This is a genomic window from Amycolatopsis sp. NPDC051758 (assembly GCF_044453095.1).
Lineage (GTDB): Bacteria > Actinomycetota > Actinomycetes > Mycobacteriales > Pseudonocardiaceae > Amycolatopsis.
Genome location: NZ_JBITCJ010000003.1, coordinates 596,616 through 621,445 on the forward strand (window position 1 = coordinate 596,616; position 24,830 = coordinate 621,445).

Below are 24,830 nucleotides of genomic sequence, written 5' to 3' on the forward strand. Positions count from 1 at the left end.
CCGGTTACCCCTCGGCCCGCTTCTTGAGCTCCTTCAGCGCGGTGTCCATGACCATCTTCTCGGCCTTGCGGCGCAGCAGGCCGATCATCGGCAGCGCCAGCTCGACCGACAGCGTGTAGGTGACGCGGGTGCGGCCGCCGAGGTCCTCCAGTGCGTACCGGCCGTTCTGCGCCTTCTGCATCTGGCCCTTGACCAGGTGCCAGCTGACGCCGAGGCCGTCGCCGTCCCAGTCGTATTCGAGGGTGTAGACGTCCTTGATCGGACCCGCGTCGAGGGTCAGCTTGACCTGCTTGGCCCGGCCTTCACCGTCGGTGTCGAGGACCTCGGTCTGCCGGACGGCCTTGGCCCATTCCGGGTAGGCGGGGAAGTCGGCGATCACGGCCATCACCCGGCTGGGCTCGGCGTCGACCTCGATGGACTGTGTGGACTGCTCGGCCATGGGACGAAGCGTAGCCGCCGCGGTCGGTCACCAGCGCAGCACGTAGGGCTGCCCGGTCTCCTTGAAGTGACCCACGTTACGGCACTCGGTCAGGCCGACCCGGGCCCGCGACGCGAGCGGCTGGTGCACGTGCCCGAACACCGACCAGCGCGGCCGCTGCGCCCGGATCAGCTCCAGCAGCGCCGCGGAGCCCAGCTCGTTGCGCCGCGCGACAACGTCGTAGGTCAGCTCGGGCAGCGCCGGCGGACCGTGCGTGCAGAGCACGTCGACCTCGGTGAGCGCGGCTACGCTCGCGTCGTAGTCCTCGCGATCCCGCAGGTAGGGGCGCCAGGCGGCACCCTTGCGGCGCCGCGGGACCACACCGTCGGGCAGCAGCGCGCCGCCGACGAACCCGAACCGCAGGCCGCCGATCTCGGTCACCTCGCCGTCCAGCACGTGGATGCCTTCGCCGGTGAACTCGGGCCACAGCGAGGGGGTGTCGACGTTGCCGGGGGTGGCGTAGGTGGGCGCGGTCATCGCCGCGAACAGCGTCGCGTACTGGGCGCGGATGGCCTCGTCGACCGCGGCGGCCGGGTCGTCGAGACTCGCCCAGAGCGTCCGTGAGTAGGCAACGGTTTCGTCACGGGTGCCCTCGCGCCGCAGCCGGGCGAACTCCCCGACCTTCTCGGCGCCGAACAGCGCGCCCATGATGCCCTTGTCGTGCTCCCGGTAGTCGACGAAGTCGAGCAGGTCGCCGAGGACGACGAGCGCGTCGGCCCCGTCCCCGGCCCGTTTCAACGCGTCCGCGTTGCCGTGCACGTCCGAGACGACGTGTACCCGCACCCCTGGTCCCCTTACTCGTCGCCGCGCGGAGGCACTCCGGGCTCGCGCCCGTCCTCCAGGATCTCCTTGAGCCCGAGTGCGATCCCCTTCGCCGCGCGCGCCCGCCGGTCGAACTCCCGGCGCAGGTCACGCGGCCCCAGCGCCCGGGGCGTCCCCGCCGCGTCAGCAGGGGTCGCCCGCAGGAAGTAGTGCAGCAGGGTGCCGTCGAGCACCGGCTCGAGCCAGACCTCCATCGTACCGACGAGCGCGCCCCGCACGGTCCACCGCAGGCCCTTGTCCCCCCGGTCGGTGTAGACCTCGAGGACCAGGTCGGGCCAGTAGCGCCGCCAGGTGGCAGGCTCGGCGAAGACCGCGGCCACGGTGGCCGGCGGAACGGCGAGGAACGTCTCGTCGACGATGTCGAGTGAGGGTGGCGCGTTCACGTGCGAAGAATGTCACGCCCTCGCCGTGCGACGCCGATCAGCATGGTCTTAAGGTGCTCACCACGCTAAGTTGACTGGCGGGTAACAGCGGTGTCGCCTGCCGCACGCGTTGAACACGGAGGTCCACGTGCGCGAATACAGCGCTCCCGCCGGGAAGCCGGTGGCCGACGACGAGAACATGTCCGATGTCGTCTGGGCGAACGCCGAGCGGTTCTCGGACGTGGTGAGCTTCCGCCGCCAGGTCGACGGGACCTGGCTGGACGTCACCGCCAAGGAGTTCGCCGGCCAGGTGCTGGCCGTGGCCAAGGGCATGGCCCAGGCCGGGATCGGCCGCGGCGACCGGGTCGCCATCATGTCCAAGACCCGCTACGAGTGGACGCTGATCGACTTCGCGATCTGGGCGGCGGGCGCGGTCACGGTGCCGATCTACGACACCTCGTCCCCCGAACAGGTGCACTGGATCCTCTCCGACTCGGCCGCGAAGGGTGTGTTCGTCGAGACGAACGCCCACGCCGGCGCCGTCGAAGAGATCCGCGACCGGCTCACCGAGCTGGACCACACCTGGCAGATCGAGGGCGACTCCCCCGCCGTCGAAGAGCTGTCCGCGATCGGCGCGACGCTGTCCGACGACGACTTGCACGAGCGCCGCCGCGAAGTGACCGCCGACGAGCTCGCCACGATCGTCTACACCTCGGGCACCACCGGCCGCCCCAAGGGCGTCGAGCTGACCCACCGCAACCTGCTGGCCGAGATCCGCGCCGACATCGAGGCGTTCCCGCAGCTGATGGAGCAGGGCAACTCGCTGCTGTGCTTCCTGCCGCTGGCGCACGTGCTGGCCCGCGCGATCGCCGTCACCGCGCTGACCGCCCGGGTCACCCTCGGGCACACCCCGGACGTCAAGAACCTGGTCGCCGACTTGGGCACCTTCCGGCCGACGTTCGTGGTCGCGGTGCCGCGCGTGTTCGAGAAGGTCTACAACTCGGCGAAGCAGAAGGCCCACGGCGACGGCAAGGGCAAGATCTTCGACGCCGCCGAAGCCGTCGCGGTCGAGTACAGCCAGGCGCAGGACAAGGGCGGCGCCGGGTTCGGCCTGAAGGCCAAGCACCTGGTGTTCGACAAGCTCGTCTACGGCAAGCTGCGCGCGGCCCTCGGCGGCCGTTGCGTCGCGGCGGTGTCCGGCGGGGCGCCGCTCGGCGCGCGGCTGGCGCACTTCTTCCGCGGCATCGGCGTGCCGGTGTTCGAGGGGTACGGCCTGACCGAGACGTCCGCGGCGGCGAACGTCAACACCCAGACGGCGTTCCGCGTCGGCACGGTCGGCAAGCCGGTCAACGGCACGTCGGTCCGCATCGCCGACGACGGCGAGGTCATGCTCAAGGGTGACGTCGTGTTCCGGGCGTACTTCAACAACCCGCAGGCAACGGCCGAGGCGCTCACCGACGGCTGGTTCCACACCGGCGACCTCGGCGAGCTGGACTCGGAGGGCTTCCTCAAGATCACCGGCCGCAAGAAGGAGATCATCGTGACGGCGGGCGGCAAGAACGTCGCCCCGTCCGGCCTCGAGGACACCATCAAGGCGGCCCCGCTGGTGAGCCAGGCGATGGTGGTCGGCGACCAGCGGCCGTTCATCGCCGCGCTGGTGACGGTCGACGAGGAGTACTTCCCGTCCTGGAAGTCCCAGCACGGCAAGCCGGCCGGCGCTTCGGTCGCGGACCTGGCCACCGACGCCGACCTGCTCGCCGAGATCCAGGCCGCGGTCGACGAGGCCAACAAGGCGGTGTCGAAGGCCGAGGCGATCAAGAAGTTCACCGTGCTGGCCAACGACTTCACCGAGGCCGGCGGCGAGATCACCCCGAGCCTGAAGCTGAAGCGCAACGTGGTGTCGAAGAACTACGCCAACGACATCGAAGGCCTGTACAAGAAGTAGGCCTCAAGTCCGGGATTGGCACATCGAGGGACTCTGAGTCCCTCGATGTGCCATTCGCGGTTTTACGGGGTGCGCTGGGTGGTGATGTGGTCGCGGTACCAGTGGTAGCTGGCCCGCGGGGTGCGGCGCTGGGTCGTGTAATCCACGTGCACCAGGCCGAACCGGTGCTTGTACCCGTGCGCCCACTCGAAGTTGTCCAGCAGTGACCAGCAGAAGTACCCCCGCAGGTCGACCCCCGCCGCCGCGGCGGTCCGGGCTGCTTCGATGTGCTCGCGCAGGAACTCGACACGCTGGGAGTCGGCGAACATGCCGTGCTCGTCGAGGACGTCCGGGTACACGCAGCCGTTTTCGGTGACGTACATCGGCGGCAGCGCCGGGTAACGGTTGTGCAGGCCCACCAACGCTTCCGTGAGCCCCTCGGGCTCGACCGGCCAGCCCATGCCCGTCCGCGGCACGTCCGGCAACCGTGAAGTGTCCACGCCGATGTCGGCCACCGTGCGGCGGGCCGGGTCCGGCTCGCGGTGCGGCGCGTCGGCGACGTGCATCCGGTAGTAGTAGTTGACACCCAGGTAGTCGAGCGGGGTGCCGATGACGGCCAGGTCGCCGTCGTGCCGGAACGAGAAGTCCGAGACGCCGTCGAACATCGCCGCCAGGCCCGGCGCGTACCGGCCACCGAACAGCGGGTCGGTGAACTGGCGGCGCAGCAGGGTGTCCTGCCGGGCCGCCGCGGCGGTGTCCGCGGCGGACTCGGTCACCGGGACGGCCGGCGACTGGTTCAGCACGATGCCGAACTGGTGCTGCGGCGGCGCCTGGGCCCGCATCGCCTGCACCGCCAGGCCGTGGCCGAGCAGCAGGTGGTGCGCGGCCGCGAGCGCGCCGTGCCCCTCCTGCGCGCCCGGCGCGTGCCGCCCCTCGCCGTAACCCGCGACCGCGCACGGGTACGGCTCGTTCAGCGTTGTCCAGTGGTCGACGACGTCGCCGAGCTCCTCGTGCACCAGCGCGGCGTACTCGGCGAAGCGCGACGCCGTGTCGCGCGACCGCCAGCCGCCGTCGTCCTCCAGGGCCTGCGGCAGGTCCCAGTGGTAGAGCGTGAGGAACGGCTCGATCCCCTGCTCCCGCAACGCTTCCACGAGCTGCCGGTAGAAGCCGATGCCCTTCGGGGAGGCCGGGCCGCGGCCGGTCGGCTGGATCCGCGGCCAAGACACCGAGAACCGGTAGGAGTCGACGCCGAGCGCGGCGAGCAGGGCGACGTCGCGGGGCCAGCGGTGGTAGTGGTCCGCCGCCGGTTCGCCGGTGTCACCCCCGGCCACCGCGCCGGGGACCGTCGCGAAGGTGTCCCAGATGGACGGTCCACGGCCGTCCGCGGTGGTCGCTCCTTCGATCTGGAACGCCGAGGTCGCGACGCCCCAGCGGAAGCCGGGCGGGAAACTGGTGGTCACGGTCAACTCCGGGGGTCAGCCCTTGAGCGCGCCCTGCATGATGCCGCCGACGATCTGGCGGCCGAACAGCAGGAACACGACGAGGACGGGGACGGTGCCGATGGTCGCGGCGGTGAGCACGAGGGTGTAGTCGGTGGTGTAACCACTGGCCAAGGTGGACAGCGCGGTCTGGACGGTCGGGTTCTCCGGCACCAGCACCACCAGCGGCCAGAAGAAGTCGTTCCACGCCTGCATGAAGGTGAACAGGCCGAGCACCGCCGCGGCCGGGCGGGCCGCGGGCAGCGCCACGTGCCAGAACAGCCGCAGCGAGCCGCAGCCGTCCATCCGCCCGGCCTCCAGCAGCTCGAGCGGCAGCGCCCGCTCGAAGTACTGCCGCATGAAGAACACGCCGAAGGCGGTGACCAGGCCCGGCACGATGACCGCCTGCAGCTGCCCGGCCCAGCCGAAGTCGGCCATCATCATGTACAGCGGCACCACGCCCAGCTCGGTCGGGATCGCCTGGGTGGCGACCACGACGAGCAGCAACGCGGTCCGGCCGCGGAAGCGCAGCTTGGCGAAGGCGAACCCGGCCAGCGTCGAGAACAGCACCACGGACACGGTGATCGTGCCCGCGACGATCAGCGAGTTCCCGAGCGCCAGCGCGAAGTCCGTCTCGTCGAAGACGCGGGCGATGTTCTCGAACAGGTGCCCGCCGGGCACCAGGACCGGCGGCACGCTGCCGACGGCCTCCGACGTCTGCGAGGAGACGACGAACGACCAGTACACCGGGAACGCCGAGCCGGCCAGGACCGCGATCAGCGCGGCGTAGGTCCACGGGCTCGCCACGCGGCGCACGAGCCGCCGGGTCCGCCCGGGGGTCACCGGCGGCGCGGGCGCGGCCGGGGTCAGCACGGAGGTCATGTCCGCTCCTCAGTCCGTTTGGATGCGCCGGGTCACCAGGTACGACACGCCCGCGACGAGCATCGTGGCCACGGCCAGCACCAGCGCGATCGCCGAGCTGTAACCGAAGTCGTACTTGGTGAACCCCTGCTCGTAGAGGTAGAGCGCGGCGGTCTGGAACTGCCGGTCGGAGCCGCCGGTGGCGGCCGCGGTGCCCGGGTTGAACAGCAGCGGCTCGGCGAGCAGCCGCATGTTCCCGGTCGTCGCGATCACCGTGGAGAAGATGATCTGCGGCCGCAGCAAGGGCACGGTGATGCGCCAGAACTGCTGCCACCCGCGGGCGCCGTCGAGGGTCGCGGCTTCGTACATGGTCGACGGGATCGCCTGCATCGACGCCAGGAAGATCAGCGCGTGGTAGCCGGTCCAGCGCCACACCACCATCGCCGCGATGGCGGTGTGCGAGCTGGCGGTGCCGGCCTGCCAGTCGACGTGCCCGCCGCCGAACCAGCTCAGCGCCCAGTTCACCAGCCCGAAGTCCCGGCCGAACAGCTGCGCGAAGATGATCGTCACCGCCGCCACCGAGGTGATGTTCGGCAGGATCATCCCCATCCGGAACAGCGTCCGCCCGCGCAGCCGGCGGTTGAGCAGGTGCGCGACGCCGAGCGCGAACAGGATCTGCGGGATCGTGGTCAGCAGCCACAGGCTGACCGTGTTCCCCATCGCGTTCCAGAAGTACGGGTCGTGGAACAGCAGCTGCTGGTAGTTGCCGAACCCGATGAACGTCGCGCCCTCGGCGTCGAGCAGGTTGCGCTTCTGCAGCGACACGAAAGCCGTGTAGGCCAGCGGGAACAGGCCGAAGACGCCGAAGATCAGGAAGTACGGGCTGATGAACCCGAACGGCGAGAGCTTGACGTCCCAGTGGTGCCGGCGATCGGCGAAGCTCAGCGTTTTCGGTGCCGTCATCACTTCAGCTTCGCGACGTCACCGACCAGCTGCTGCCACGCCGCCGCGCCGTCCTGCTTGCCCTGCTCGACGCGCTGCATCGCGTTGCCGAACTCGGTCTGCACGTCGCCGGCCTTCGGGCCCTGGTACTGCGGCTTCAGGTTCTTCGCCGCGTCGGTGAAGAGCTTGCCGACGGGTGCGTTGTTGAAGAACGGGTTGGTGTAGCCGGTGATCTTCGGGTCGGTATAGAGCGACGGCGTCGAGGGCAGCAGGCCCTGGCTGGTGAAGACCTTCGCCTGCTGTTCGGGCGCGGTCAGCCAGGCGGCAAGCTCGGCGGCCTCGGTGGTGTGCTTGCCCTGCTTCGGCACGGTCAGGTACGAGCCGCCCCAGTTGCCGCCGCCCCCGGGCACGCTCGCGACGTCCCACTTGCCCGAGGTGTCCGGCGCCTGGTCCTTGATCTTGGTCATCATCCAGGCCGGGCAGGTGACGGTGGCGAACTGGCCCTGGGTGAAGCCGGTGTTCCAGGTCGGCGTGCTGTAGAGCAGCCCGGCGGAGAGGTTCGCCTTGACGGCGTCGACCACCTGGTCCCAGCCGGTGCGCAGCGCCGGGTTGCTGTCGACGACGAGCTGGTCGCTCTGGTCGTAGTAGCCGACCGGGGCCTGGCCGAAGATCGCGTTGAGCACGGTCGGGCCGCCGTCCATCCACTTGACGCCGTTCGGCGCCTTTTCCTGGAAGCGCTTGCCCGCGTCGAAGAACGCCTGCCAGGTGGGCCAGAGCGCGGAGACGGCCTCGCGGTCGGCGGGCAGGCCGGCGTTCTGGAGCAGGTCGCGGCGATAGCAGATGGCCAGGCCGCCGACGTCGGTGCCGTAGCCGATCTGCTGCCCGCCCTTGGCCAGCGAAGCCGCCCACTTCCAGCCCAGCCAGCGGTCCTTGAGCTTGTCACCGCCGACGGTGTTGAGGTCGACGAACTTGTCCGGCGTCGCCTTGAACTGGGCGACGTAGCCGGTGTCGATCGCCTCGATGTCCGCGGCGCCGCCGCCGGTGGCCAGGTGCGCGGCGAGGTTCTTGTGGTGGTCGGAGTAGGCCGCGGTGCGCTCGGTGATCTCGATGTTCGGGTGCGCGGCCTGGTATTCCTTGATCAAGTCGGTGTAACCGAAGTTGCCGAACAGGCCGAGGCTGAGCTTGACCTTGCCGCCGCCGGCGGCGTCGCCGCTCCCGCAGGCGCTCAACGCGGTGACCGCCACCAGGCCGGCGCACACCGCGCCGGCGATCAGGCGGATCCGGCGGGTTGTCGTTTTCGGGCGCATGAGATCTCCGTTGTTCTGCGGGCCGTTCGGAAAACGCGGGACCCATGAGAGCGCTCCCAGTGCCCGTTCGTCAAGTAACGAAATGGTAACCAGCTGTGGCATTTACCCAGTCAGAGATCATGTGCTAGGAATGTAACCGGTTACAGCATCGGAGGTTCCCATGGTCACCGCGCGCGAGATCGCCCAGCTCTGCGGAGTTTCGGTCGCGACCGTGTCGCGGGTGTTCAACCGTCCCGCCACGGTCAGCACGACGACGCGCGAGCACGTCGAGCGCGTCGCCCGGGAGCTCGACTTCTCGCCGAACGAGTCGGCGCGGGCGCTGTCGCGGCAGCAGTCGGCGATGGTCGGCCTGGTCTGGGACACCGACCACCGGCGGCCCGGCTGGCGGCACCCGTTCCTGCAGGACCTGTTGCTGGGCCTCAAGTCCGCGCTCAGCTCGCACGGTTACCACCTGCTGATGCTCGCCACGAGCGACGACGCCCGCGACCGCAACCCGGGTGTGTCGCTGGCCGACCCGATCGGCTACGTGAGCATGACCCGGCGCCACCACCTGGCCGGGCTGGTGCTGATCGACAGCGGGACCGACGCCGACGCGTTCACCGCGTTCGCCCAGTCCGGGCTGCCGTGCGTCGCGCTGGACGTGGCCCTGGCCGGGCCGCGGGCGACCTACGTGACCTCGGACAACGCCGCGGGCGCGGCGGAAGCCGTCCGGCACCTGGCCGCGCTGGGGCACACCCGGATCGCGACGATCACCGGCCCCCGCGGCAACGCGCCCGCCGCCGCCCGCACCGAGGGTTACCTCCGCGGGCTGGCCGAGGCCGGGCTGCCGGCACGCGAGGACTTCGTGGTCACCGGGGACTTCTACCGCGAGAGCGGGTTTGTCGGCATGCGGCGGCTCCTGGCCCGCAAGGACCCGCCGACGGCGGTGTTCGCGGCCAGCGACGAGATGGCGGTCGGTGCCCTCCTGGCAGCCCGCGCGGCCGGGCTGCGGGTGCCGGCGGACCTGGCCGTCGTCGGCTTCGACGACATCGAGGTGGCGTCCCTGGTCGACCCGGCGCTGACGACGGTCGCCCAGGACAAACCGGGCTTCGGCACCGCCGCGGCAGGCGCGCTGCTGGCCATGATCAACAACGCCGGTGCCCCGGAACCGGTGCGGCTGCCGACAAAACTGGTGGTCCGCGACTCGTGCGGCGCTACGCGGTGATCTTCGTGTCCCAGTCGATGTGGTGCTCGTAGACCCAGCCCGGCTTTTCGCCGACGTCCTGGCCCGAACTCGACGCGACCAGCTTCTCCACCCGCTCGCGCCGAAGTCCTTCGTACGCGGCGAAAGCCGACACCGGATCCGGCAGGTCGCGCAGGCACTGCGCGAGAACGACGCTGTCTTCGATCGCCATCGACGCACCCTGCGCGTCGGCCGGGGCCGCGGCGTGCGCGGCGTCGCCGACGAGCACCATTTCCGGCGTCGACCAGATCCGCGTCCGCGGGACGTCGTAGGAGTGACCTCCGAACACCTCGTCGCCAGTGGCGGCGATGATGTCCTCGCAGGGCAACGGTTCTCCGGCGAACGCCGCGTGCGCGAACTCGCGCCACCCCTCGGGGGTCACGGCCGCGATCGCCTCGCGGGAGCGCTCGGCGTCGGGGATGCGGGCGAACCAGAACGTCGCGCCGTCCGGGGCGGTCGTGAACCCGAAGGCCGCTTTGCTTCCGCGGACCATGCGGTAGATCCCGGCCGCCGACGGCAGCCCCGGCGCACGCGTGTAACCCCAGACGACGGTCTGACCGGTGTAGCGCGGTGCGTCGGCGTCCGGGTCGATCAGCTTCCGGACCACCGAGTGCAACCCGTCCGCGCCGACCACCACGTCACCGGTTTCGGTGGTGCCGTCGGCGAATTCGGCGGCGACGCCGGTCCCGTCCGGCTTCGCGCCGACCAGACGCTTGCCCCGTTCGATCGGGACGCCCCGGCGCGCGGCTTCGGCTTGCAGGACGCGGTAGAGCGTCGCGCGGGTCAGCGTGCGTGGGCCGTCGGCGCCGAACTCACGGCGTCCGGCGGTCTCCCCGGTCGGGAGGACCAGTTCGACGCCGTGGGCGGCGAACGAACTGTCGATCACCGGCTGATCGGCGCCGATCGCGCGGAGGGCGTCCATGCCGTTGTGCATGATCGTGAGGAACGCGCCGATGTCGTCCCCGCCGGCCAGGTAGGCCTCGAAGACCACCGGATCGTGTCCGGCCAGCTTCAGCGCCATCGCCGTGACCGTGCCGGAAATACCGCCACCCGCGACCAGTACCCGCACCCCGTGCCCCCTCGTGAACTCCGCGTGCCGCCGTCCCCGACGTTACCGTGACGGCGGCACGCGCCGCTCACTCCTTGGCGCCACTGGTGGCGATGTCGCCGTTGAGGCCGCGCGGGTAGAAGCCACCCGAAGAGACCTTGTCCGGGTTGAGGTAGGCGATGTTGAGCACCCGGTCGGCGGAGCGGCCGAACGCGATGCCGTTGGCGTCCGCCGGGACGAGGTTCGCCTTGCCGTCCTTGAGCACGCCTTCGTCGTCGTCGGCCTTGCCGTCGAGGCTGTCGCGGGCGTCGGAGATCTTGTTCGTGATGTCGCCGAGGCCGCGTTCGAACAGCTGCCCGCGCACGATGCCCGCGTGGTAGGCCTCGACCGCGAGGATGCCCGCCGCCGCGTCGAGGAACGTCTTGTTGTTCACCAGCGGCGCCGCGCCCTTGTAGGCCGACACGCCGACGTCTTCGAACAGGAACGCGGCGAGCAGGAAGTTGTTCTCGCTGGCGAACGGGTCGAAGGTCTGGCCTTCCTTGATCACGCCCGCGGCCTGCATGGCGGCGGTGAAGCTGTTCTGGAAGTCGATCTCCGGCTGCGCGACGGCGGCTTTGTCGAGCGCCTTGCGCAGGAAGGTGACGTGGGCGACCTCGTCGCCGGCGATCTCCTGGACGATCTGCTTCGTGTGCTCACTCTTGAACTTCACCGCGTGGCCGCCGGAGACCTTGCCGAGGTTGCCGACGCCGTTGACGTACTTCTCGTTCAGCCCGTAGCCGTAGACGGCGAACGAGTACAGGTTCGCCTCGAGGTACTCCAGGTTGAGCGCGAAGTTCAGCACCGCGGCGTCGCTGGCGGCGGCGTCCTGCGCGTTCTGTTCCGGGTACTGCGAAGTCGCGCCCGCCGAGCCGAGGCCCAGCGAGAGCGCGGTACCGAGCGCGCCGGCACCCGCGACGCCGAGCCCCGCCGCTCCCGCAGCCTTGAGGAAGCGGCGGCGGTCGGTCGCGTTCTCCGCGCTGCGCTCGACGAGCTGCTGTGTGTAGCGTTTTCCGAACACCGGGGGACGTCCTCTCGTGACGAGTTCGTCCACCTCACCCACCGGTCATACGTACCCGGACGGCCCCCGGCTCGGTCAAATCGGGAAAAAGTTCTTGCCGATTCTGTTTCTGCAGGTCAGGAGCGTTGCGCCGCGGCGAGCCGGACGCACACGGCGAGCGCGCGCACGGCCTCTTCGACGTCGGCGAGCTTCGGGAAGGTCGGCGCGATGCGGATGACGGCGTCGGCCGGGTCGTTCCCGTGCGGGTGCGTCGCCCCGGCGGGGGTCAGCGCAACACCGGCCTCCTTCGCCAGCCGCACGACCTCCTTCGCGGTGCCCTGGGGCACGGTCAGCGAAATGAAGTACCCGCCGGTCGGCTTCGTCCAGGACACCAGGCCCGAGTCGCCGAGCTCTTCGGTGAGGATGCGGTCGACGGCCTCGAACTTCGGCCCGATGACCGCGGCGTGCTTGCGCATGTGCGCGCGGACGCCGTCCTCGTCCTTGAGGAAGCGGGCGTGGCGCAGCTGGTTGACCTTGTCCGGGCCGATGGTGCGCTTGCCGATGTTGCCGGTCCACCAGGCGAGGTTGGCCTCGGACGCGCCGAAGAAGCCCACCCCGGCGCCGGCGTAGGTGATCTTCGAGGTCGAACCGAAGACGAACACGCGGTCGGCGTTGCCGGCCTCGGTGGCCAGCGCGAGGACGTCGGCCAGCTCCGGCTCGGCGTCGGTCAGGTGGTGCACGGCGTAGGCGTTGTCCCAGAAGATCCGGAAGTCGGGCGCCGCGGTGGTCATGGTGGCGAGCCGCCGGACCACGTCGTCACTGAACGTGACACCGGTGGGGTTGCTGTACTTCGGCACGCACCAGATGCCCTTGACCGCGGTGTCCTCGGCGACCAGCGTCTCGACGGCGTCCATGTCGGGGCCCTCGTCGGTCATCGGGACCGGGACCAGCTCGATACCGAACCGCTCGGTGAGCGCGAAGTGCCGGTCGTAGCCCGGGACGGGCGCGAGGAACTTCACAACCGGCTCGTCGGCCCAGCGGCGCTCGGCGCCGGGGAGCTTGCTCAGCAGGGCCTGGACGACGGCGTCGTGCATCAGCTCGAGGCTGGAGTTGCCCGCGGCGAGCAGCTGCTCGGCCGGCACCTGCAGCGGGCCGGCGAAGATGCGCCGCAGCTCCGGCAGGCCTTTGAGGCCGCCGTAGTTGCGGACGTCGGTGCCGTCCTCGGCCTTGAAGGCGCCGGCACCGGGGAGGTCCAGCAGCCCGTTCGCGAGGTCGAGCTGCTCCGGGGAGGGCTTGCCGCGGGTGATGTCGAGGGAGAGGCCGCGGTCGACGAGGGCCGCGTAGTCGCGGCGGGCCGTGTCGACGTCGACGGAAGCAGTGGTCATGGCGTTTACGCTAAACCCGGCGTCGATACCATTTCGGGGCGGGTCCTGGCTAGGGTGGTTGGTGTGCACCTAGTAGTCCACGCCGACCAGCGGCAGTTCTCGTTGCGCGACTCCGGTTCCCGCTTGGACGGCAGCGGTTGGACTGCGCTCGCCGTGGAATCCCACCGGATCGCACCGGAGCCGGGCGGCATCGCGATCGCCACGGCGCGCTCGGACCTGGTGGAGTCCTCGGTGACGCTACTTCCGTCAGCACCGGCCCTGATGGCCGACGCGGACCACGTCGTGGAAGCGGATCTTCCGGTTCCGAGCGGGAAGCTCGTGATTTCCGGGCCCGCCGACTACCCGTCGCAGGAAAAATTCTTCTCGGTGCTTCCGGGCTTGTACCGGGCGCGAGTTTCGTACGTGCCGGCCGGACCGCCCTCGGTCGACTGGAACGATCACGAGTTCGGTGAGCACTACCGGTACGTGGTGGAGCTGTGGCCGGCACCGTCGGAATCGGACGTCGAGGTGCTGAAGCAAGGCGCAACGGTCTGGGACGGCTGAGGGCGCCATGTTTGCCCGGCACCACAGGTGAGGCGAGCACAACCGGTACGTCGTGAAACTGTGGCCGGCACCATCGGAATCGGACGCCGAGGTGCTGAAGCAAGGCGCAACGATCTGGGACGGCTGAGGGGCTACCTGCCCGATACGGCCGAGGCACGGTGCTTGCCTGACAGCACAGGTGAGGCGAGCGCTATCGGTACGTCATGGAACTGTGGCCGGCACCATCGGAATCGGGTCGAGAGTGCCCCGGCCGAGGGCGCCGTGTTTGCCCGCGTACCACAGATGAACTGGTGTTCGGAGCGGAGCAGTGCGGCTACGAACAGGGTTAACTTGCGGCCCGGGCGTGGGTGTAGGCCCGTAGCCGATGGCTACGGGCCTTTCCCGTGTTCAGTTAGTCACGCCGCGAACGGCAAGGGTTGGTGGAGGTTGTTGCGCCGAGGTTTTCGGCGCTTGCCCAGAAACACCGGCGGTAAGAACTCCGGTAGGCCGTCGGCGGCGATGCGGACTTCCCAGCCGGAGCGATGCAGCAGCCGGTGGTGGTGGGCGCACATCAGCACCAGGTTACCCAGGTCGGTCGGGCCGCCGTCGGCCCAATGTCGGATGTGGTGACCCTGGCAGTGCCGGGGCGGACGATGGCAGCCGGGGAAGGCGCAACCGCGGTCGCGCAGGTAGAGGGCGCGGCGAAGGCTGGTCGGGATCGAGCGGCGTGAGCGGCCGAGATCGAGGGGTTCGCTCTTGTTGCCTAACACTGCGGGGATGAGTTTGCAGTCGCAGGCGTGGATCCGGGCCTCAGCCGCTGAGATGCGGCCGGTGTCGCCGAGAGTGGCCTGGCCGATGCCGGACCGAAGGTCCTTCAGCGAGATCGCGACCATGACGTGGGCTCGTTCACCGGCCTGCGTCGGCAGGTCTGGGGTGTTCAAGGCGAGGTCGATGGCGTCGGAGAAGGCGTCGCCGTAGCGTTCCTGCGGGGAGCGGAAGTCTGGTCCCTCCTCGCTGCTACGGCGCTGGGCGAGGGAGTCGAGGAGGGCGCTGGCGCGGGTGCCGGTCTCGTCGTCGAAGTGGCCGTTGAGCTCCCACACCCCGGATCTTTTCCGGCGCAGGGAAAGCTCTCGGGTGGGCGCAGACGGTTCGGTCTCGTCCGGCTCGGCACCATCGGGATCGAGGTGAGCCACGATCCGCGCTCCTAGGGCGGCGACTTGCTTGTGCCCGGCGTCGGAAGCGAAGGACAGCAGATCCCGCTCGGCATCGTCGCGGTGTTCGGGCGGAACCTGCGTCAGGGCACCGACAATGGTGTCGATCATCGGACTGCTTAACCGACCGTCCAAGGCAGCAGCGCCGGTGGCGGGAGCAACAGCGGGCACGGGACTGCCGTCAAGAGCACGCCCGGGATTGACTGCTCGCGCTCGTTTCACGACGCGTTCGGCAGCCGCCTTGGGAACATCGGCCAGGTGCTCGAACAATCGCGCCACGGACCGGTAGCCGAACAGCTCCATGACCCCGCGTGACTCGATTTCCACCAGCAGCGAACCGATTTCAGCCTCAGCGGACCGCACGACGGTGAGCAGCGCGGAGAGACGGTCGGCCAGGGCCACCGCATCTGCTTGCCACACCGTTTCGCTGTCCACACAACAAGATTACCGATGATCGAACGAATGTTCATCACTCGATCAGGTGGAAGCGGCAGCGCGGCAGGGACACCGTTGCGTGGGGAATCGGCGCTCCCGCACCGAGCAGCAAGCAACCACAGCAAGCGCCGATTTCCCACGCCCCGGCGAAGCCGCATCTTGAAAACCCAGGAAAACAAAGGGATCTCAAAGCGCAGTCAACGCAGAAAGCTTCCACCGCCCATCAACCCGCTTGGCCGTCACAGCAAGCTGAGCCACCGAAGACGAAGGCGCTCCCCCACCCTGAGCAACAGTCTGCTGGTCCAGGAACAACAACAACGAAGCGTCACCCCCCTCCAAAGACCGAACCCCGATAGCCCGAACCGTAGTAGTCCGCACCAGCTTCTCCGAGACAGCCCGGCCCCGAGCCGAAGCAAACTGCCCCTGGTACTGCCGAACCGCCTCACCGACCAACACATCCGAAGCCGCCCGCTCGGTACGGGCCAGGTTCGCGTAGTCGTACGAAAACACCGACTTCACCGCGTCACTCACCTCAGCGGAAACCGAAGCGGTAGCCGAGGAATCGACCAAAGCCTGGTTGTCCCCGGGCGACAAGGAAGCAGTCTCGATGCCGAACCACACGGCCAGGCCCAGCGCCACCACGATCACCGCCACCAGCGCCCGCCTCATGAACCCGCCGCCTGGACTCCCGAGATCTTCCAGCCGTCCGAAGCGCGCGAGACGTCCACTGTCAGCCGGTTCAGGCGCGGAGTCACAGCCGCACCGCCGGTCGACACCCGCACGTCCAGGACCGCCAGGAGACGCGCTGTCCCGTCGGAGATCTCCGTCACCGCCGCCTGGACCAGTGACGCGGAAGAAACGGTGCGGGCCGACGACGCCCGGTCGATCTGCAGCTGGCGGTCACCCGCAAGGTCCTTGCCGTACTGCCCGGTCGTCGCCGCGATCCAGCGGTCGACGTCCGCGCCCGCGGTGCGGTAGTCGATCGTGTTCAACGTGACCAGTTCCGGCCCGGCCGCCGCCAGCACCGCGTCACGCTCGCGGCCCCGCGCGGAAGCATCGTCGGAAGCCGCGCGCCACCAGGACCAGCCAGAGAACGCAGCCGCTAACACAGCCAGCACCGCTGCTATGACCAGAACCTTCACGGCGCGCCCAGCAGCCGGCCGAGCCCGCCCGCCGACGGCCCGGTCAGCAGGCTCAGCATCCCCGGCAGCTGGGACTGCGCCGGCGCCGACGCGGCCTGCTGCTGCGGCGCGGCCGGGATGGCCGGCGGCTTGCCCGCGTAGGGCGCGTTCTGCGAACCGCGCACCCCGGTCGGGCTGCCCGGCGGCTCGGCGCAGTACGCGTTCATGTTCACCGGCGCTTCGGTCTCGTCGTTGGCCGGACGCTGCTTCGTGCCTTCGTAGCCCTTCGTGCACGAAGCCGGGTCGAAGAAGTTGAGCACCACACCGAGGTGACCCGTGCCGTCCGGGGACGTCGACGGGGAGAACGCCGAGATGATCGGGTACGCCACCAGCAGTTCCTCGATGGAATCCCTGCGCGACGACGTGATCTGCGCCGTGGTCAGCAGGTTCGCGAACAGCACGCCCAGGTCGGTCCCGGACGCCGCGAGCACGTCGCTGATCTGCCGGCTCAGCTGCGGCGCCTCCGCGATCACGCGCCGCAGGTCCGGGTCGGACTTCTTGAGCTGGCCCGAGATCGTGCGAAGCCCGGAAGCGAAGTCGGTGATGTTCGCGGCCTGCCGTTCCTGCGTGTCCAGCACGATCCGCGAGTTCGCCAGCAGCCCCTGCGTCTGGGGGACGTACTGCGCGGCGACGGCGGTCAGCGACCCCGTGCTGTCGAGCAGTTGCTGCAGCTCCGGCCCCGAACCGGCGAAGGCGTTGTACGTCTCGTCGACAACCGTCCGCAGCGAGTCCGGGTGCACACTCGCGACGAGGTCGTCGAGGTGCGTCAGCACGGTGTCCGGCGACGGCGGCAGCGAAGTCTTGTCCGCGGTGATCACCGACCCGTCCGTCAGGTACGGGCCGCCATTGTGCTGTGGAAGCAGGTCGACGAACTGCTCTCCCACCGCCGACCGGTTCGCCACCTGCGCGTGCGCGTCGGCCGGGATCTCCGGCGCACCCGAGTCGATGTCGAGGGCGACGTCGACACCGTGCTCGGTGAGCGTCATCCCGGTGACCCGCCCGACCGTGACCCCGCGGTAGGCGACCTCGGAGTTGACGAAGATCCCGCCGGAGTCGGTCAGCTGCGCGGTGACGACGTAACCGCGGTTGCCGAACAGCCGGTCCAGCCCGGCGTACCGGCCGCCGGCGTAAACGACCGAAACCACCGCGATGACCACAAACGCGAACAGCTGGATGCGGATCTTGCGCGTGGTCACCGGCCACCCCCGATCAGGCCGAGCAGCCCGCCCAGCAGGTTCGGGCCCGCCGACTGCGGGCCCGAGCCGAGGTCGGGCAGTGGCAACGGCGGGGCGACGGCGGAAGGCTGACCGGACGGCAGCGCGATCGGCGGCTGGGACGAGTTCGTGAAGTTCTGGATCAGCGTGTCCAGGTCGAGGTTCACGTTCGCCTCGACGTTCGCGTAGTCACCCTTGATCACGTTGCCCGCGTAGTCCGGGAACGGGTAGGTCAGCAGGATCTGCAGCGCATTCGGCAGGTTCGAGCCGGCCTCGCCGAGCTTGTTCAGCGTCGGCTGCAACGCCTTGAGGTTGGCGACGAGCTGGTCGCGGCTCTTGGTCACGGTGTCGACCGCGACGCCGGACAGGGTGTTCAGCGCGTTGAGCATGCTCACGAGCTGGTCACGCTGGTCGGTGACGACCTTCAGGCCCGGCGCGAGGTTGTCGAGCGCGTTCGACAGGTTCTGCGTCTGGCCGGTCAACGTCCGAGACAGCTTCCCGAGGCCGTCGATCGCGCGGAGGATCTCGGTCCGGTGCCCGTCCAGCTGCGTCGCCAGTTCGTCCACTCGCGACAGCAGCGCGCGGATCTCCGGCTCGTTGCCCGACAGCGCGTCGTTGAGCTCGTGGCTGATCTTCTGGATCTGCTCGACACCGCCGCCGTTGAGCAGCAGGGAAAGCGCGCCGAGCACCTCTTCGACCTCGGGGTTGCGGTTGGTGCGCCCGAGCGGGATCTGCGCGCCGTCACCCAGTTTCCCGGTGGCCGGCTCGGCGGTCGGCACACTCAGCTCGACGAACTTCTCCCCCAGAAGTGAAGACTGCTTCAGCTCGGCACGGGCGTTGGCGGGCAGGCCGATGTCACCGTTGACGGTCATGGCCACGAGTGCGGACCGCGTGTCCGGCGTCAGCGTGATCTTGTCGACGCGCCCGACCGCGACGTCGTTGACCTTGACGCTGGACTGCGGCACCAGGTCCAGGACGTCGGTGAACAGCGCGGTGACGTGGTACGGGTGGTCACCGACGTCGGCGCCGCCCGGCAGCGGCGTGCCGTAGAGGCCGTTGAAGCCGCCGTCACTGCAGGCCGCCAGGACGAGCACCCCGGCGAGCACGCCCACGAGCCGCTTCACTTGGCACCGCCCGAAAGCTCCTGCATCGCTCCGACGAGCGGGAGCGGCAACGGCGGGAGCTCACCGTTCTGCAGGGAGTTGAGCACCTGCGGGATCGTCGGCAGCTTCAGCGTCCCGTCCAGGACCGGCGCGAGCTGCTTGCAGATGTTCCCCAGCGTGTCCGGGATCGGCTTCGGCGTGCCCGCGCTGATCAACCGGCACACGGTGAGGATCGGCGGGTTGGTGAGCTCGTTGAGGTTGTCGCGCACGGCGATGGTGCCCGACGCCGCGTCGTAGGAGTTGATGAAGTTCGTGGCGCCGGTCGGCGCGATGTCGAGCACCTCGGCCAGCGACGCCCGCTGGTCGACCAGCACCTTCGACAGCGAGGCCAGCTTGTCCACATTGGACTCCAGTGCCGCCTTGTTGTCGTTGACGAACTGCTGGACGTCGCCGAGCGCGCCGCCGAGCGACTGCAGCGCGGCCCCGACGTCGGCGGAGTCCGCGGCGAGGAACTGGCTGACGTCGGCGACCCGCCCGTAGAACTCGTTGAGCTGCTGGTCACTCTGGGCCAGCGCGCCGGTGAACGAGTTGAGGTTCTGCACGGTCGAGAACAGGTCGTCCTTCGAGCCGTCGAGGGTCTTGGCGAGGCCGGCGAGCTGCCCGACCGTCGAGTTCAGCGAGGTTCCGTTGCCACGCAAGGCGTCCGCGGCGGTGTCCAGGACGCCGGACAGCGCACCGTCCTTGTTGGCGCCGTTCGGCCCGAGCGCCGTCGACAGCTTGTCGAGGCTCGAATACAGATCGTCCAGCTCGACGGGCGTCGCTGTGCGGTCCTTGGCCAGCACGGTGCCGGTCGCCAGCGTCGGCCCGCTGTCGTAGGCCGGCGTGAGCTGGACGTACCGGTCGCTGACCAGGCTCGGCGCGACGACCACCGCGCCGACGTCGGCGGGCAGCTGCACGGAGTCGACGCGCATGTCGACGCGCACGGCGTCACCCTGCGGCTTGACGTCGGTGACCTCGCCGACCGGCACCCCGAGCACCCGGACCGACGAACCCGCGTAGAGCCCGACGGTCTTGCCGAAGTACGCCGAAAGCTTGGTGCCGCTGGACTCGCGGAACACCAGCCACAGCCCGGCGGTGAGGACCAGGGCGACGATGCAGGCGAACGCCAGCCAGGTCACCAGGCTGCGCCCGCGGTAGGTCCGGATGGTCATCGGCCGCCCACCCCCTGGTTCGGCGCCGCGATCGGCGGGGTGCAGCCCTCGGGGTTGATGGACAGCCCGCCCACGGTGATCGTCGGCGGCAGCAGCCCGCACAGGTACCCCTCGAACCAGCGGCCGTTGCCGGTGGCGTTCGCGCCGACGCGGGCGAAGGGCGCCATCAGCTGCAGGCTCTGGTCGAGGTTGCCCTGGTTGCGCTGCAGGATGTCGGTCACCTTCCCGAGCTTGTCCAGCGTCGGCTTCAGCTGCGCGCGGTTGTCCTGGACCAGCCCGGTCAGCTGCGCCGAAAGCTGCTGGGTGCCGGTGAGCAGCGCGTGGATCGCGGTCTTGCGGTTCTGCAGCTCGGTGAGCAGCAGGTTGCCGTCGCTGATCACCCGCTGGAGCTGGGCGTTGCGGTCGGACAGCGTCTTCGACACCTGGCTCGTGTTGGCCAGCAGCGCGTGCAGATCGGCGTCGCGGGAGGACACCGTCTTGGCCAGCGAAGACAAGCCCGACAGGGTGTCCTTCAGGTACTGCGGGCTGTCCTTGAGGCTGTCGGAAAGCGCGTTGAAGCTGTCCGCGAGCTGTTTCGTGTTGATGTCGCCGACCGTCGTCGAGAGCTGCTCGAAGGCGTCCTGCAGCTGGAACGGCGTGCGCGTGCGAGCCTGCGGGATCGTCGTGTCCGGCTCCTGGGTGCCGCCGCCCTTCGGGTCGAGCGCGAGGTACTTCTCGCCCAGCAGCGTCTTGATCTCGATGGACGCCGTCGTGGCGTCGCCGACGTGGACGTCCTTGACCCGGAAGCGCACGAGCACCTGCTTGCCGGCCAGGGCCACCGAGGACACGGTGCCGACCTTCACACCGGCGACCTCGACCTCGTTGTCCGGCGCCAGCCCGGCGGACTCGCCGAAGTACGCCGAGTACGTCGTGCCGTTGCCGAAGAACGGGAGCTGGTCGGAGAAGTACGTGGTGGCCGTGACGAGCACGATCAGCACCAGCGCGACCGCGCCGACCGCGGCCTGGTTGCGATCCTTCAGCGGCTTCACGGACCACACCTTTCCGCGCGCTGGGTGCCGGGGATGGGGATGATCGGCAGGGTGATGTCGAGCGAGGAAATGCCGATGGTGCCGGTGATCCCGCACAGGTAGTAGTTGAACCAGCTGCCGTAGCTCAGGGTCCGGGTGAACTTCTGCAGGTTGCCCGGCAGCACCTCGAGGAGGTGGTTGATCAGCTCACCGGAGTCACCGAGGTTCTGCGACAGCACCCCGAGCTGCGCGACGTCGTCCTTCAGCGCCGGCCGCGCGTCGGCCAGCAGCCCGGTGGTCGACACCGCGAGGTCGCCGAGTGCGGTCACCGCGTCGCCGATCGGCTTGCGCTGCTCGGCCAGGCCGCTGACGAGCTTCTGGGTCTGCTCGATCAGGTCGCCGAGCTGCGGGCCGTGCTGGTTGACGGTGCCGAGGACGGTGTTGAGGTTGGCGATCACCTGGCCGATCACCTGGTCCTTGCTCGCGATCGCGGTGGTGAGCGACGCGGTGTGCTGCAACAGGCTGGTGATCGTGCCGCCCTCACCCTGGAAGACGCTGATGATCTCGGCCGAAAGCTGGTTGACGTCCTTGGGGCTGAGCGCCTTGAACAGCGGCTTGAAGCCGTTGAACAGCACGGTGAGGTTCAACGCGGGTTTGGTGCGCTCGGGCGGGATCGTGCCACCCTCCTCGAGCGCCCGGTCACCCGGGACGTCGGTGCCGAGCGCGAGGTAACGCTGCCCGACCAGGTTGCGGTACTTGATCGTCGCGGTCACCGATTCGGGCAGCCGGTAGCTGTGCTCGACGTCGAATCGCACCTCGGCGAGGTTCCGGTCCCCTTCGACCACCCCGATGGCGTCCACCTGGCCGACCTTGACCCCGGCGATGCGGACGTCGTCACCTTCCTTGAGGCCGGACGCGTCGGTGAACTTCGCCAGGTAGCCGGACGTCTCGCCGAAGTTCGTGTTCGCAATGGTGGCCGCGAGGACGCCGGTGAGCAGCACGGTGACGACGGCGAACACGGCGAGCTTCACCAGCGATGGCACGAAGGTCCTCATTTGAGCTCCACCTCCGCCCCGCGGTAGAGCGGCCCGACGAGCAGGCCCGCCCAGCCGGGCACCTGGTCCGGCCGCGCGCCCAGCGCCGGTGATGCGAGCAACGCGATCAGGTCGGACTCGTCGGCCGAGCCGACGATGCTGCCGGACCCGCCGATCGCGCCGCCGCCCGCGGTGATCGGGCCGGGCAGGCTGCCGTCCGGCGACTTCGGCGGCGCGGGTTTGCTGGAGCCGTCCTCGATCGGGCCGTCGGGCGGGTACTGCGGCCACACCCCCGGCTTCGGGACCGACGGATAACACCGCGGCCCGCGCTTGTCCTCGTACTTCGGCTCGTCGACGCCGGGCAGGTACTTGCCGCGGCTCGCGGCGAACTCGATGGTGACCCGGCTGACCTCCGGGTGCGCGGTGCCCTTGCCGAAGGCCAGCTCGGCGCGCGGCACGGACTCGGCCAGCTGCCGCATCAGGCACGGGTACTCGGGCGCGTACTTGGCGAGCACGTCCAGCGTCGGCTGGACCGCCGTGGTGAGCCGGATCAGGTTGTCCTTGTTGACCTGCAGGAAGTTCGTGAGGTCCACCGAAGCCGCGGTGACGGTGGCGTAGAGGTCGCTCAGCTGTGCGCGCTGGTCGACGATCGTCCGGCTGGTCGTGGTCAGATCGGACAGCGCCTGCAGCAGGTCCGGCGCCGCCTTGTTGTAGGTGTCCGCGACGTTCGCGAGGCCGGTGATGTCGGCCTTGACGTCCGGCAGTGACGGGTTGAGCTTGCCGAGGTAGTCACTCAGCTGCACGAGGGTCTGGCCGAGCTGCTTGCCGCGGCCTTCGAGCGCGGTCGACACCGCGGTGAGCGTGCTCGACAGCTTCTCCGGCTGCACCGCCTGCAGCAGCGGCATCACGTCGTCGAGGACCTTCTGCAGCTCGATCGCGGTGCTGCTGCGGTCCTGCGGGATGACGTCGCCGGCCTTGATCGAGCGCTCCGGCTCCGCGGGCAGCTGGAGAGCCACGTACCGCTCGCCGAACAACGTCTTCGGCAGCAACCTGGCCGACACGTTCGCCGGGATGACGGCCGTCTTGTCCGGGTCGAGCGCCAGTTCCAGCTCAGCGTGGTCCCCCTTCGCGAGCACCGACCGGACTTCGCCGACGAGCATGCCGCGGACCTTGACGTCACCGCCGGTGCGCAGCTGGCTGCCGACGCGGTCGGTTTCCAGCTTCACGAGCGTCACCGGCGTGAAAGCCTTGTTGTAGACGGCGAGCGTGAGCGTGATGAACAGGGCGGCGACAAGCAGGAAGGCGAGCCCCAGCACCTGGTACCGGAGCCGCTGCCAGAGCTCGCGCCTCATCCCGAGATCCTCACCGTGGTGTTCGCGCCCCAGATCGCGAGGCTGAGGAAGAAGTCCAGCACCGAGATCAGCACGATCGACGTCCGCACCGCGCGGCCGACCGCCACCCCGACCCCGGCCGGGCCGCCGCTGGCGTTGAAGCCGTAATAACAATGGGACAGGATCACGAGCACGCTGAACACGATCACCTTCCCGAACGACCACAGCACGTCGCCCGGGGGCAAGAAGAGCGTGAAGTAGTGGTCGTAGGTGCCGGCGGATTGGCCGTAGAGCCAGATGGTGATCTGCCGGGAGGCGAGGTAGCTCGAGAGCAGACCGACCGCGTACAGCGGGATCACCGCGGCGACCCCGGCCAGCACCCGTGTCGTCACCAAGTAGGGCATGCTCGGCACGCCCATCACTTCGAGCGCGTCGATCTCTTCGGAGATCCGCATCGCGCCGAGCTGCGCGGTGAAGCCGCAGCCGACGGTCGCGCTCAACGCGAGCCCGGCCGAAAGCGGCGCGACCTCGCGGGTGTTGAAGTAGGCGGAGATGAACCCGGTGAGCGCGGCCGTGCCGAGCTGGTTCAGCGCGGAGTAGCCCTGCAAGCCGACGATGAGACCGGTGAACAGCGTCATCCCGATCATCACGCCGAGCGTGCCGCCGATGACGGCGAGGCCGCCGGTGCCGAAGCAGACTTCGGTGAGCAGCCGCAGCGTTTCCCGGCTGTAGCGGCGGATCGTGCGCGGTGACCAGGCGAGCGCCTTCGCCGCGAAGGCGAGCTGCTTGCCGAGGCCTTCCAGGCTCTGGCCCGGGCGCGCGATGTACTCGAGCGTCCGGTCTCGTTCGATGGGCTCCGCCGTCATCACATGGCCTTCGGCGGGACGATCCGCAGGTAGATCGCGGTGAGCACAACGTTGATCAGGAACAGCAGCAGGAACGTGATCACGACCGCCTGGTTGACGGCGTCCCCGACGCCCTTCGGCCCGGGCGGCGGGTTCAGCCCGCGGAACGCCGCGACGACCCCGGCGACAAAGCCGTAGAGCAGTGCCTTGATCTCACTGACCCAGAGGTCCGGCACCTGGGCCAGCGCGTTGAAGCTGGCCAGGTACGCGCCGGGCGTGCCGCCCTGCAGGACGACGTTGAAGAAGTACCCGCCGAGCACACCCACGACGCTGACCAAGCCGTTGAGCAGCACCGAAACGACCATCGCGGCGAGCACGCGCGGCACGATGAGGCGCTGGATCGGGTTGACGCCGAGGACCTCCATGGCGTCGATCTCTTCACGGATCTTGCGCGCGCCGATGTCCGCGCACACCGCGCTGCCCCCGGCGCCCGCGACCAGCAGCGCGGTGATCAACGGGCTGGCCTGCTGCACGATGGCCAGCGCGCTGGCCGCGCCGGTGAACGACTGGGCGCCGATCTGCGCGGTCAGCGAGCCGAGCTGGAGGGCGATCACCGCGCCGAACGGGATGGCCACCAGCGCGGTCGGCAGGATCGTGACACTGGCGAAGAACCAGCACTGCTGGATCCACTCGCGGGCCTGGAAGGGGCGCTTGAAGATCGCGCGCAGGACTTCCCAGGAAAGCGTCGCGAGGCGCCCGACCTGGGTCAGGGCCGCGGTTCCCGGGAGCGTGCCCGTGCTCTCGCTCACCACACCTCCCAGTAGGTCGTCGCTGACCTCCGAGTGTTCTCCATACCCGGTGTCCACTTTTC

The 24,830-nt window shown here is 69.4% G+C and carries 24 protein-coding genes; 3 read left to right on the plus strand and 21 right to left on the minus strand.

Annotated features, from left to right (window positions below; genetic code table 11):
- Nucleotides 1-4: 4 nt before the first annotated feature.
- The 3 genes from ACIA5G_RS18170 to ACIA5G_RS18180 are packed head-to-tail and all read right to left on the minus strand — an operon-like array spanning nt 5 to nt 1,683.
- The gene (locus tag ACIA5G_RS18170) at nt 5-439 is read right to left on the minus strand and encodes an SRPBCC family protein (protein WP_395924406.1); all 435 of its coding nucleotides are present in this window, start codon (nt 437-439) and stop codon (nt 5-7) included.
- A gap of 27 nt (nt 440-466) precedes the next feature.
- Nucleotides 467-1,261, minus strand: a complete 795-nt coding sequence (locus ACIA5G_RS18175; RefSeq protein ID WP_395924408.1) for a metallophosphoesterase — start codon at nt 1,259-1,261, stop codon at nt 467-469.
- Nucleotides 1,262-1,272: 11 nt separating this feature from the next.
- Nucleotides 1,273-1,683, minus strand: a complete 411-nt coding sequence (locus ACIA5G_RS18180; protein ID WP_395924410.1) for a polyketide cyclase / dehydrase and lipid transport — start codon at nt 1,681-1,683, stop codon at nt 1,273-1,275.
- A gap of 127 nt (nt 1,684-1,810) precedes the next feature.
- On the opposite strand from ACIA5G_RS18180, the gene ACIA5G_RS18185 reads away from it, so the two are divergent.
- Complete coding sequence (locus ACIA5G_RS18185; RefSeq protein ID WP_395924412.1) at nt 1,811-3,607, plus strand: AMP-dependent synthetase/ligase; 1,797 nt, start codon at nt 1,811-1,813, stop codon at nt 3,605-3,607.
- Between the two features lie 62 nt (nt 3,608-3,669).
- Here the strand turns inward: ACIA5G_RS18185 and ACIA5G_RS18190 are convergent, their stop codons facing one another.
- The 4 genes from ACIA5G_RS18190 to ACIA5G_RS18205 are packed head-to-tail and all read right to left on the minus strand — an operon-like array spanning nt 3,670 to nt 8,174.
- Entirely contained in the window at nt 3,670-5,046 is a 1,377-nt protein-coding gene (locus ACIA5G_RS18190) for a GH1 family beta-glucosidase (protein ID WP_395924414.1), read from the minus strand.
- Nucleotides 5,047-5,061: 15 nt separating this feature from the next.
- Entirely contained in the window at nt 5,062-5,946 is an 885-nt protein-coding gene (locus ACIA5G_RS18195) for a carbohydrate ABC transporter permease (protein ID WP_395924416.1), read from the minus strand.
- Between the two features lie 9 nt (nt 5,947-5,955).
- Nucleotides 5,956-6,888 (minus strand): carbohydrate ABC transporter permease, encoded by a 933-nt coding sequence (locus ACIA5G_RS18200; RefSeq protein WP_395924418.1) that lies wholly within the window; start codon nt 6,886-6,888, stop codon nt 5,956-5,958.
- Nucleotides 6,888-8,174, minus strand: a complete 1,287-nt coding sequence (locus tag ACIA5G_RS18205) for an extracellular solute-binding protein (RefSeq protein WP_395924420.1) — start codon at nt 8,172-8,174, stop codon at nt 6,888-6,890. The genes ACIA5G_RS18200 and ACIA5G_RS18205 overlap by 1 nt, the downstream gene beginning before the upstream one ends.
- A gap of 160 nt (nt 8,175-8,334) precedes the next feature.
- Here ACIA5G_RS18205 and ACIA5G_RS18210 point away from each other — a divergent pair, with 160 nt between their 5' ends.
- Nucleotides 8,335-9,378: a LacI family DNA-binding transcriptional regulator gene (locus ACIA5G_RS18210; protein WP_395924422.1), complete on the plus strand. Its 1,044-nt coding sequence runs from the start codon at nt 8,335-8,337 to the stop codon at nt 9,376-9,378.
- On the opposite strand, the gene ACIA5G_RS18215 is transcribed toward ACIA5G_RS18210, so the two are convergent.
- From ACIA5G_RS18215 to ACIA5G_RS18225, 3 genes are all read right to left on the minus strand, one after another.
- Complete coding sequence (locus ACIA5G_RS18215) at nt 9,368-10,465, minus strand: FAD-dependent monooxygenase (protein WP_395924424.1); 1,098 nt, start codon at nt 10,463-10,465, stop codon at nt 9,368-9,370. The genes ACIA5G_RS18210 and ACIA5G_RS18215 overlap by 11 nt on opposite strands.
- Before the next feature lie 67 nt (nt 10,466-10,532).
- The gene (locus tag ACIA5G_RS18220; RefSeq protein ID WP_285483367.1) at nt 10,533-11,501 is read right to left on the minus strand and encodes a ferritin-like domain-containing protein; all 969 of its coding nucleotides are present in this window, start codon (nt 11,499-11,501) and stop codon (nt 10,533-10,535) included.
- Between the two features lie 116 nt (nt 11,502-11,617).
- Nucleotides 11,618-12,865 (minus strand): aminotransferase class I/II-fold pyridoxal phosphate-dependent enzyme, encoded by a 1,248-nt coding sequence (locus ACIA5G_RS18225; protein WP_395924427.1) that lies wholly within the window; start codon nt 12,863-12,865, stop codon nt 11,618-11,620.
- A 63-nt stretch (nt 12,866-12,928) separates the two neighbouring features.
- Here ACIA5G_RS18225 and ACIA5G_RS18230 point away from each other — a divergent pair, with 63 nt between their 5' ends.
- On the plus strand, nt 12,929-13,408 hold the full coding sequence (locus ACIA5G_RS18230; RefSeq protein ID WP_395924429.1) for a hypothetical protein: 480 nt from the start codon (nt 12,929-12,931) through the stop codon (nt 13,406-13,408).
- Nucleotides 13,409-13,803: 395 nt separating this feature from the next.
- Here ACIA5G_RS18230 and ACIA5G_RS18235 read toward each other — a convergent pair whose 3' ends face one another.
- From ACIA5G_RS18235 to ACIA5G_RS18285, 11 genes are all read right to left on the minus strand, one after another.
- A complete protein-coding gene (locus tag ACIA5G_RS18235) occupies nt 13,804-15,033 on the minus strand; it encodes a DUF222 domain-containing protein (RefSeq protein WP_395924431.1) in 1,230 nt (409 codons plus the stop codon).
- Nucleotides 15,034-15,219: 186 nt separating this feature from the next.
- Nucleotides 15,220-15,702: a hypothetical protein gene (locus ACIA5G_RS18240; RefSeq protein WP_395924433.1), complete on the minus strand. Its 483-nt coding sequence runs from the start codon at nt 15,700-15,702 to the stop codon at nt 15,220-15,222.
- Entirely contained in the window at nt 15,699-16,142 is a 444-nt protein-coding gene (locus tag ACIA5G_RS18245; protein ID WP_395924435.1) for a hypothetical protein, read from the minus strand. Before ACIA5G_RS18245 ends, ACIA5G_RS18240 begins: the two co-directional genes overlap by 4 nt.
- A 29-nt stretch (nt 16,143-16,171) precedes the next feature.
- Nucleotides 16,172-17,410, minus strand: coding sequence for an MCE family protein (locus tag ACIA5G_RS18250; protein ID WP_395924437.1), 1,239 nt, complete (start codon nt 17,408-17,410; stop codon nt 16,172-16,174).
- Nucleotides 17,407-18,552: an MCE family protein gene (locus ACIA5G_RS18255; RefSeq protein ID WP_395924439.1), complete on the minus strand. Its 1,146-nt coding sequence runs from the start codon at nt 18,550-18,552 to the stop codon at nt 17,407-17,409. Before ACIA5G_RS18255 ends, ACIA5G_RS18250 begins: the two co-directional genes overlap by 4 nt.
- On the minus strand, nt 18,549-19,742 hold the full coding sequence (locus tag ACIA5G_RS18260; RefSeq protein ID WP_395924441.1) for an MCE family protein: 1,194 nt from the start codon (nt 19,740-19,742) through the stop codon (nt 18,549-18,551). Before ACIA5G_RS18260 ends, ACIA5G_RS18255 begins: the two co-directional genes overlap by 4 nt.
- Nucleotides 19,739-20,770, minus strand: a complete 1,032-nt coding sequence (locus tag ACIA5G_RS18265; protein ID WP_395924443.1) for an MlaD family protein — start codon at nt 20,768-20,770, stop codon at nt 19,739-19,741. Before ACIA5G_RS18265 ends, ACIA5G_RS18260 begins: the two co-directional genes overlap by 4 nt.
- Nucleotides 20,767-21,804, minus strand: a complete 1,038-nt coding sequence (locus tag ACIA5G_RS18270; protein ID WP_395924445.1) for an MCE family protein — start codon at nt 21,802-21,804, stop codon at nt 20,767-20,769. Before ACIA5G_RS18270 ends, ACIA5G_RS18265 begins: the two co-directional genes overlap by 4 nt.
- Nucleotides 21,801-23,135 carry an MCE family protein gene (locus tag ACIA5G_RS18275; RefSeq protein WP_395924447.1) on the minus strand — a complete coding sequence of 445 codons (1,335 nt, stop codon included), beginning with the start codon at nt 23,133-23,135 and terminating at the stop codon, nt 21,801-21,803. Before ACIA5G_RS18275 ends, ACIA5G_RS18270 begins: the two co-directional genes overlap by 4 nt.
- Nucleotides 23,132-23,980 carry an MlaE family ABC transporter permease gene (locus tag ACIA5G_RS18280; RefSeq protein ID WP_395924449.1) on the minus strand — a complete coding sequence of 283 codons (849 nt, stop codon included), beginning with the start codon at nt 23,978-23,980 and terminating at the stop codon, nt 23,132-23,134. The genes ACIA5G_RS18275 and ACIA5G_RS18280 overlap by 4 nt, the downstream gene beginning before the upstream one ends.
- Nucleotides 23,980-24,768: an ABC transporter permease gene (locus ACIA5G_RS18285; RefSeq protein WP_086674213.1), complete on the minus strand. Its 789-nt coding sequence runs from the start codon at nt 24,766-24,768 to the stop codon at nt 23,980-23,982. The genes ACIA5G_RS18280 and ACIA5G_RS18285 overlap by 1 nt, the downstream gene beginning before the upstream one ends.
- Nucleotides 24,769-24,830: the final 62 nt, after the last annotated feature.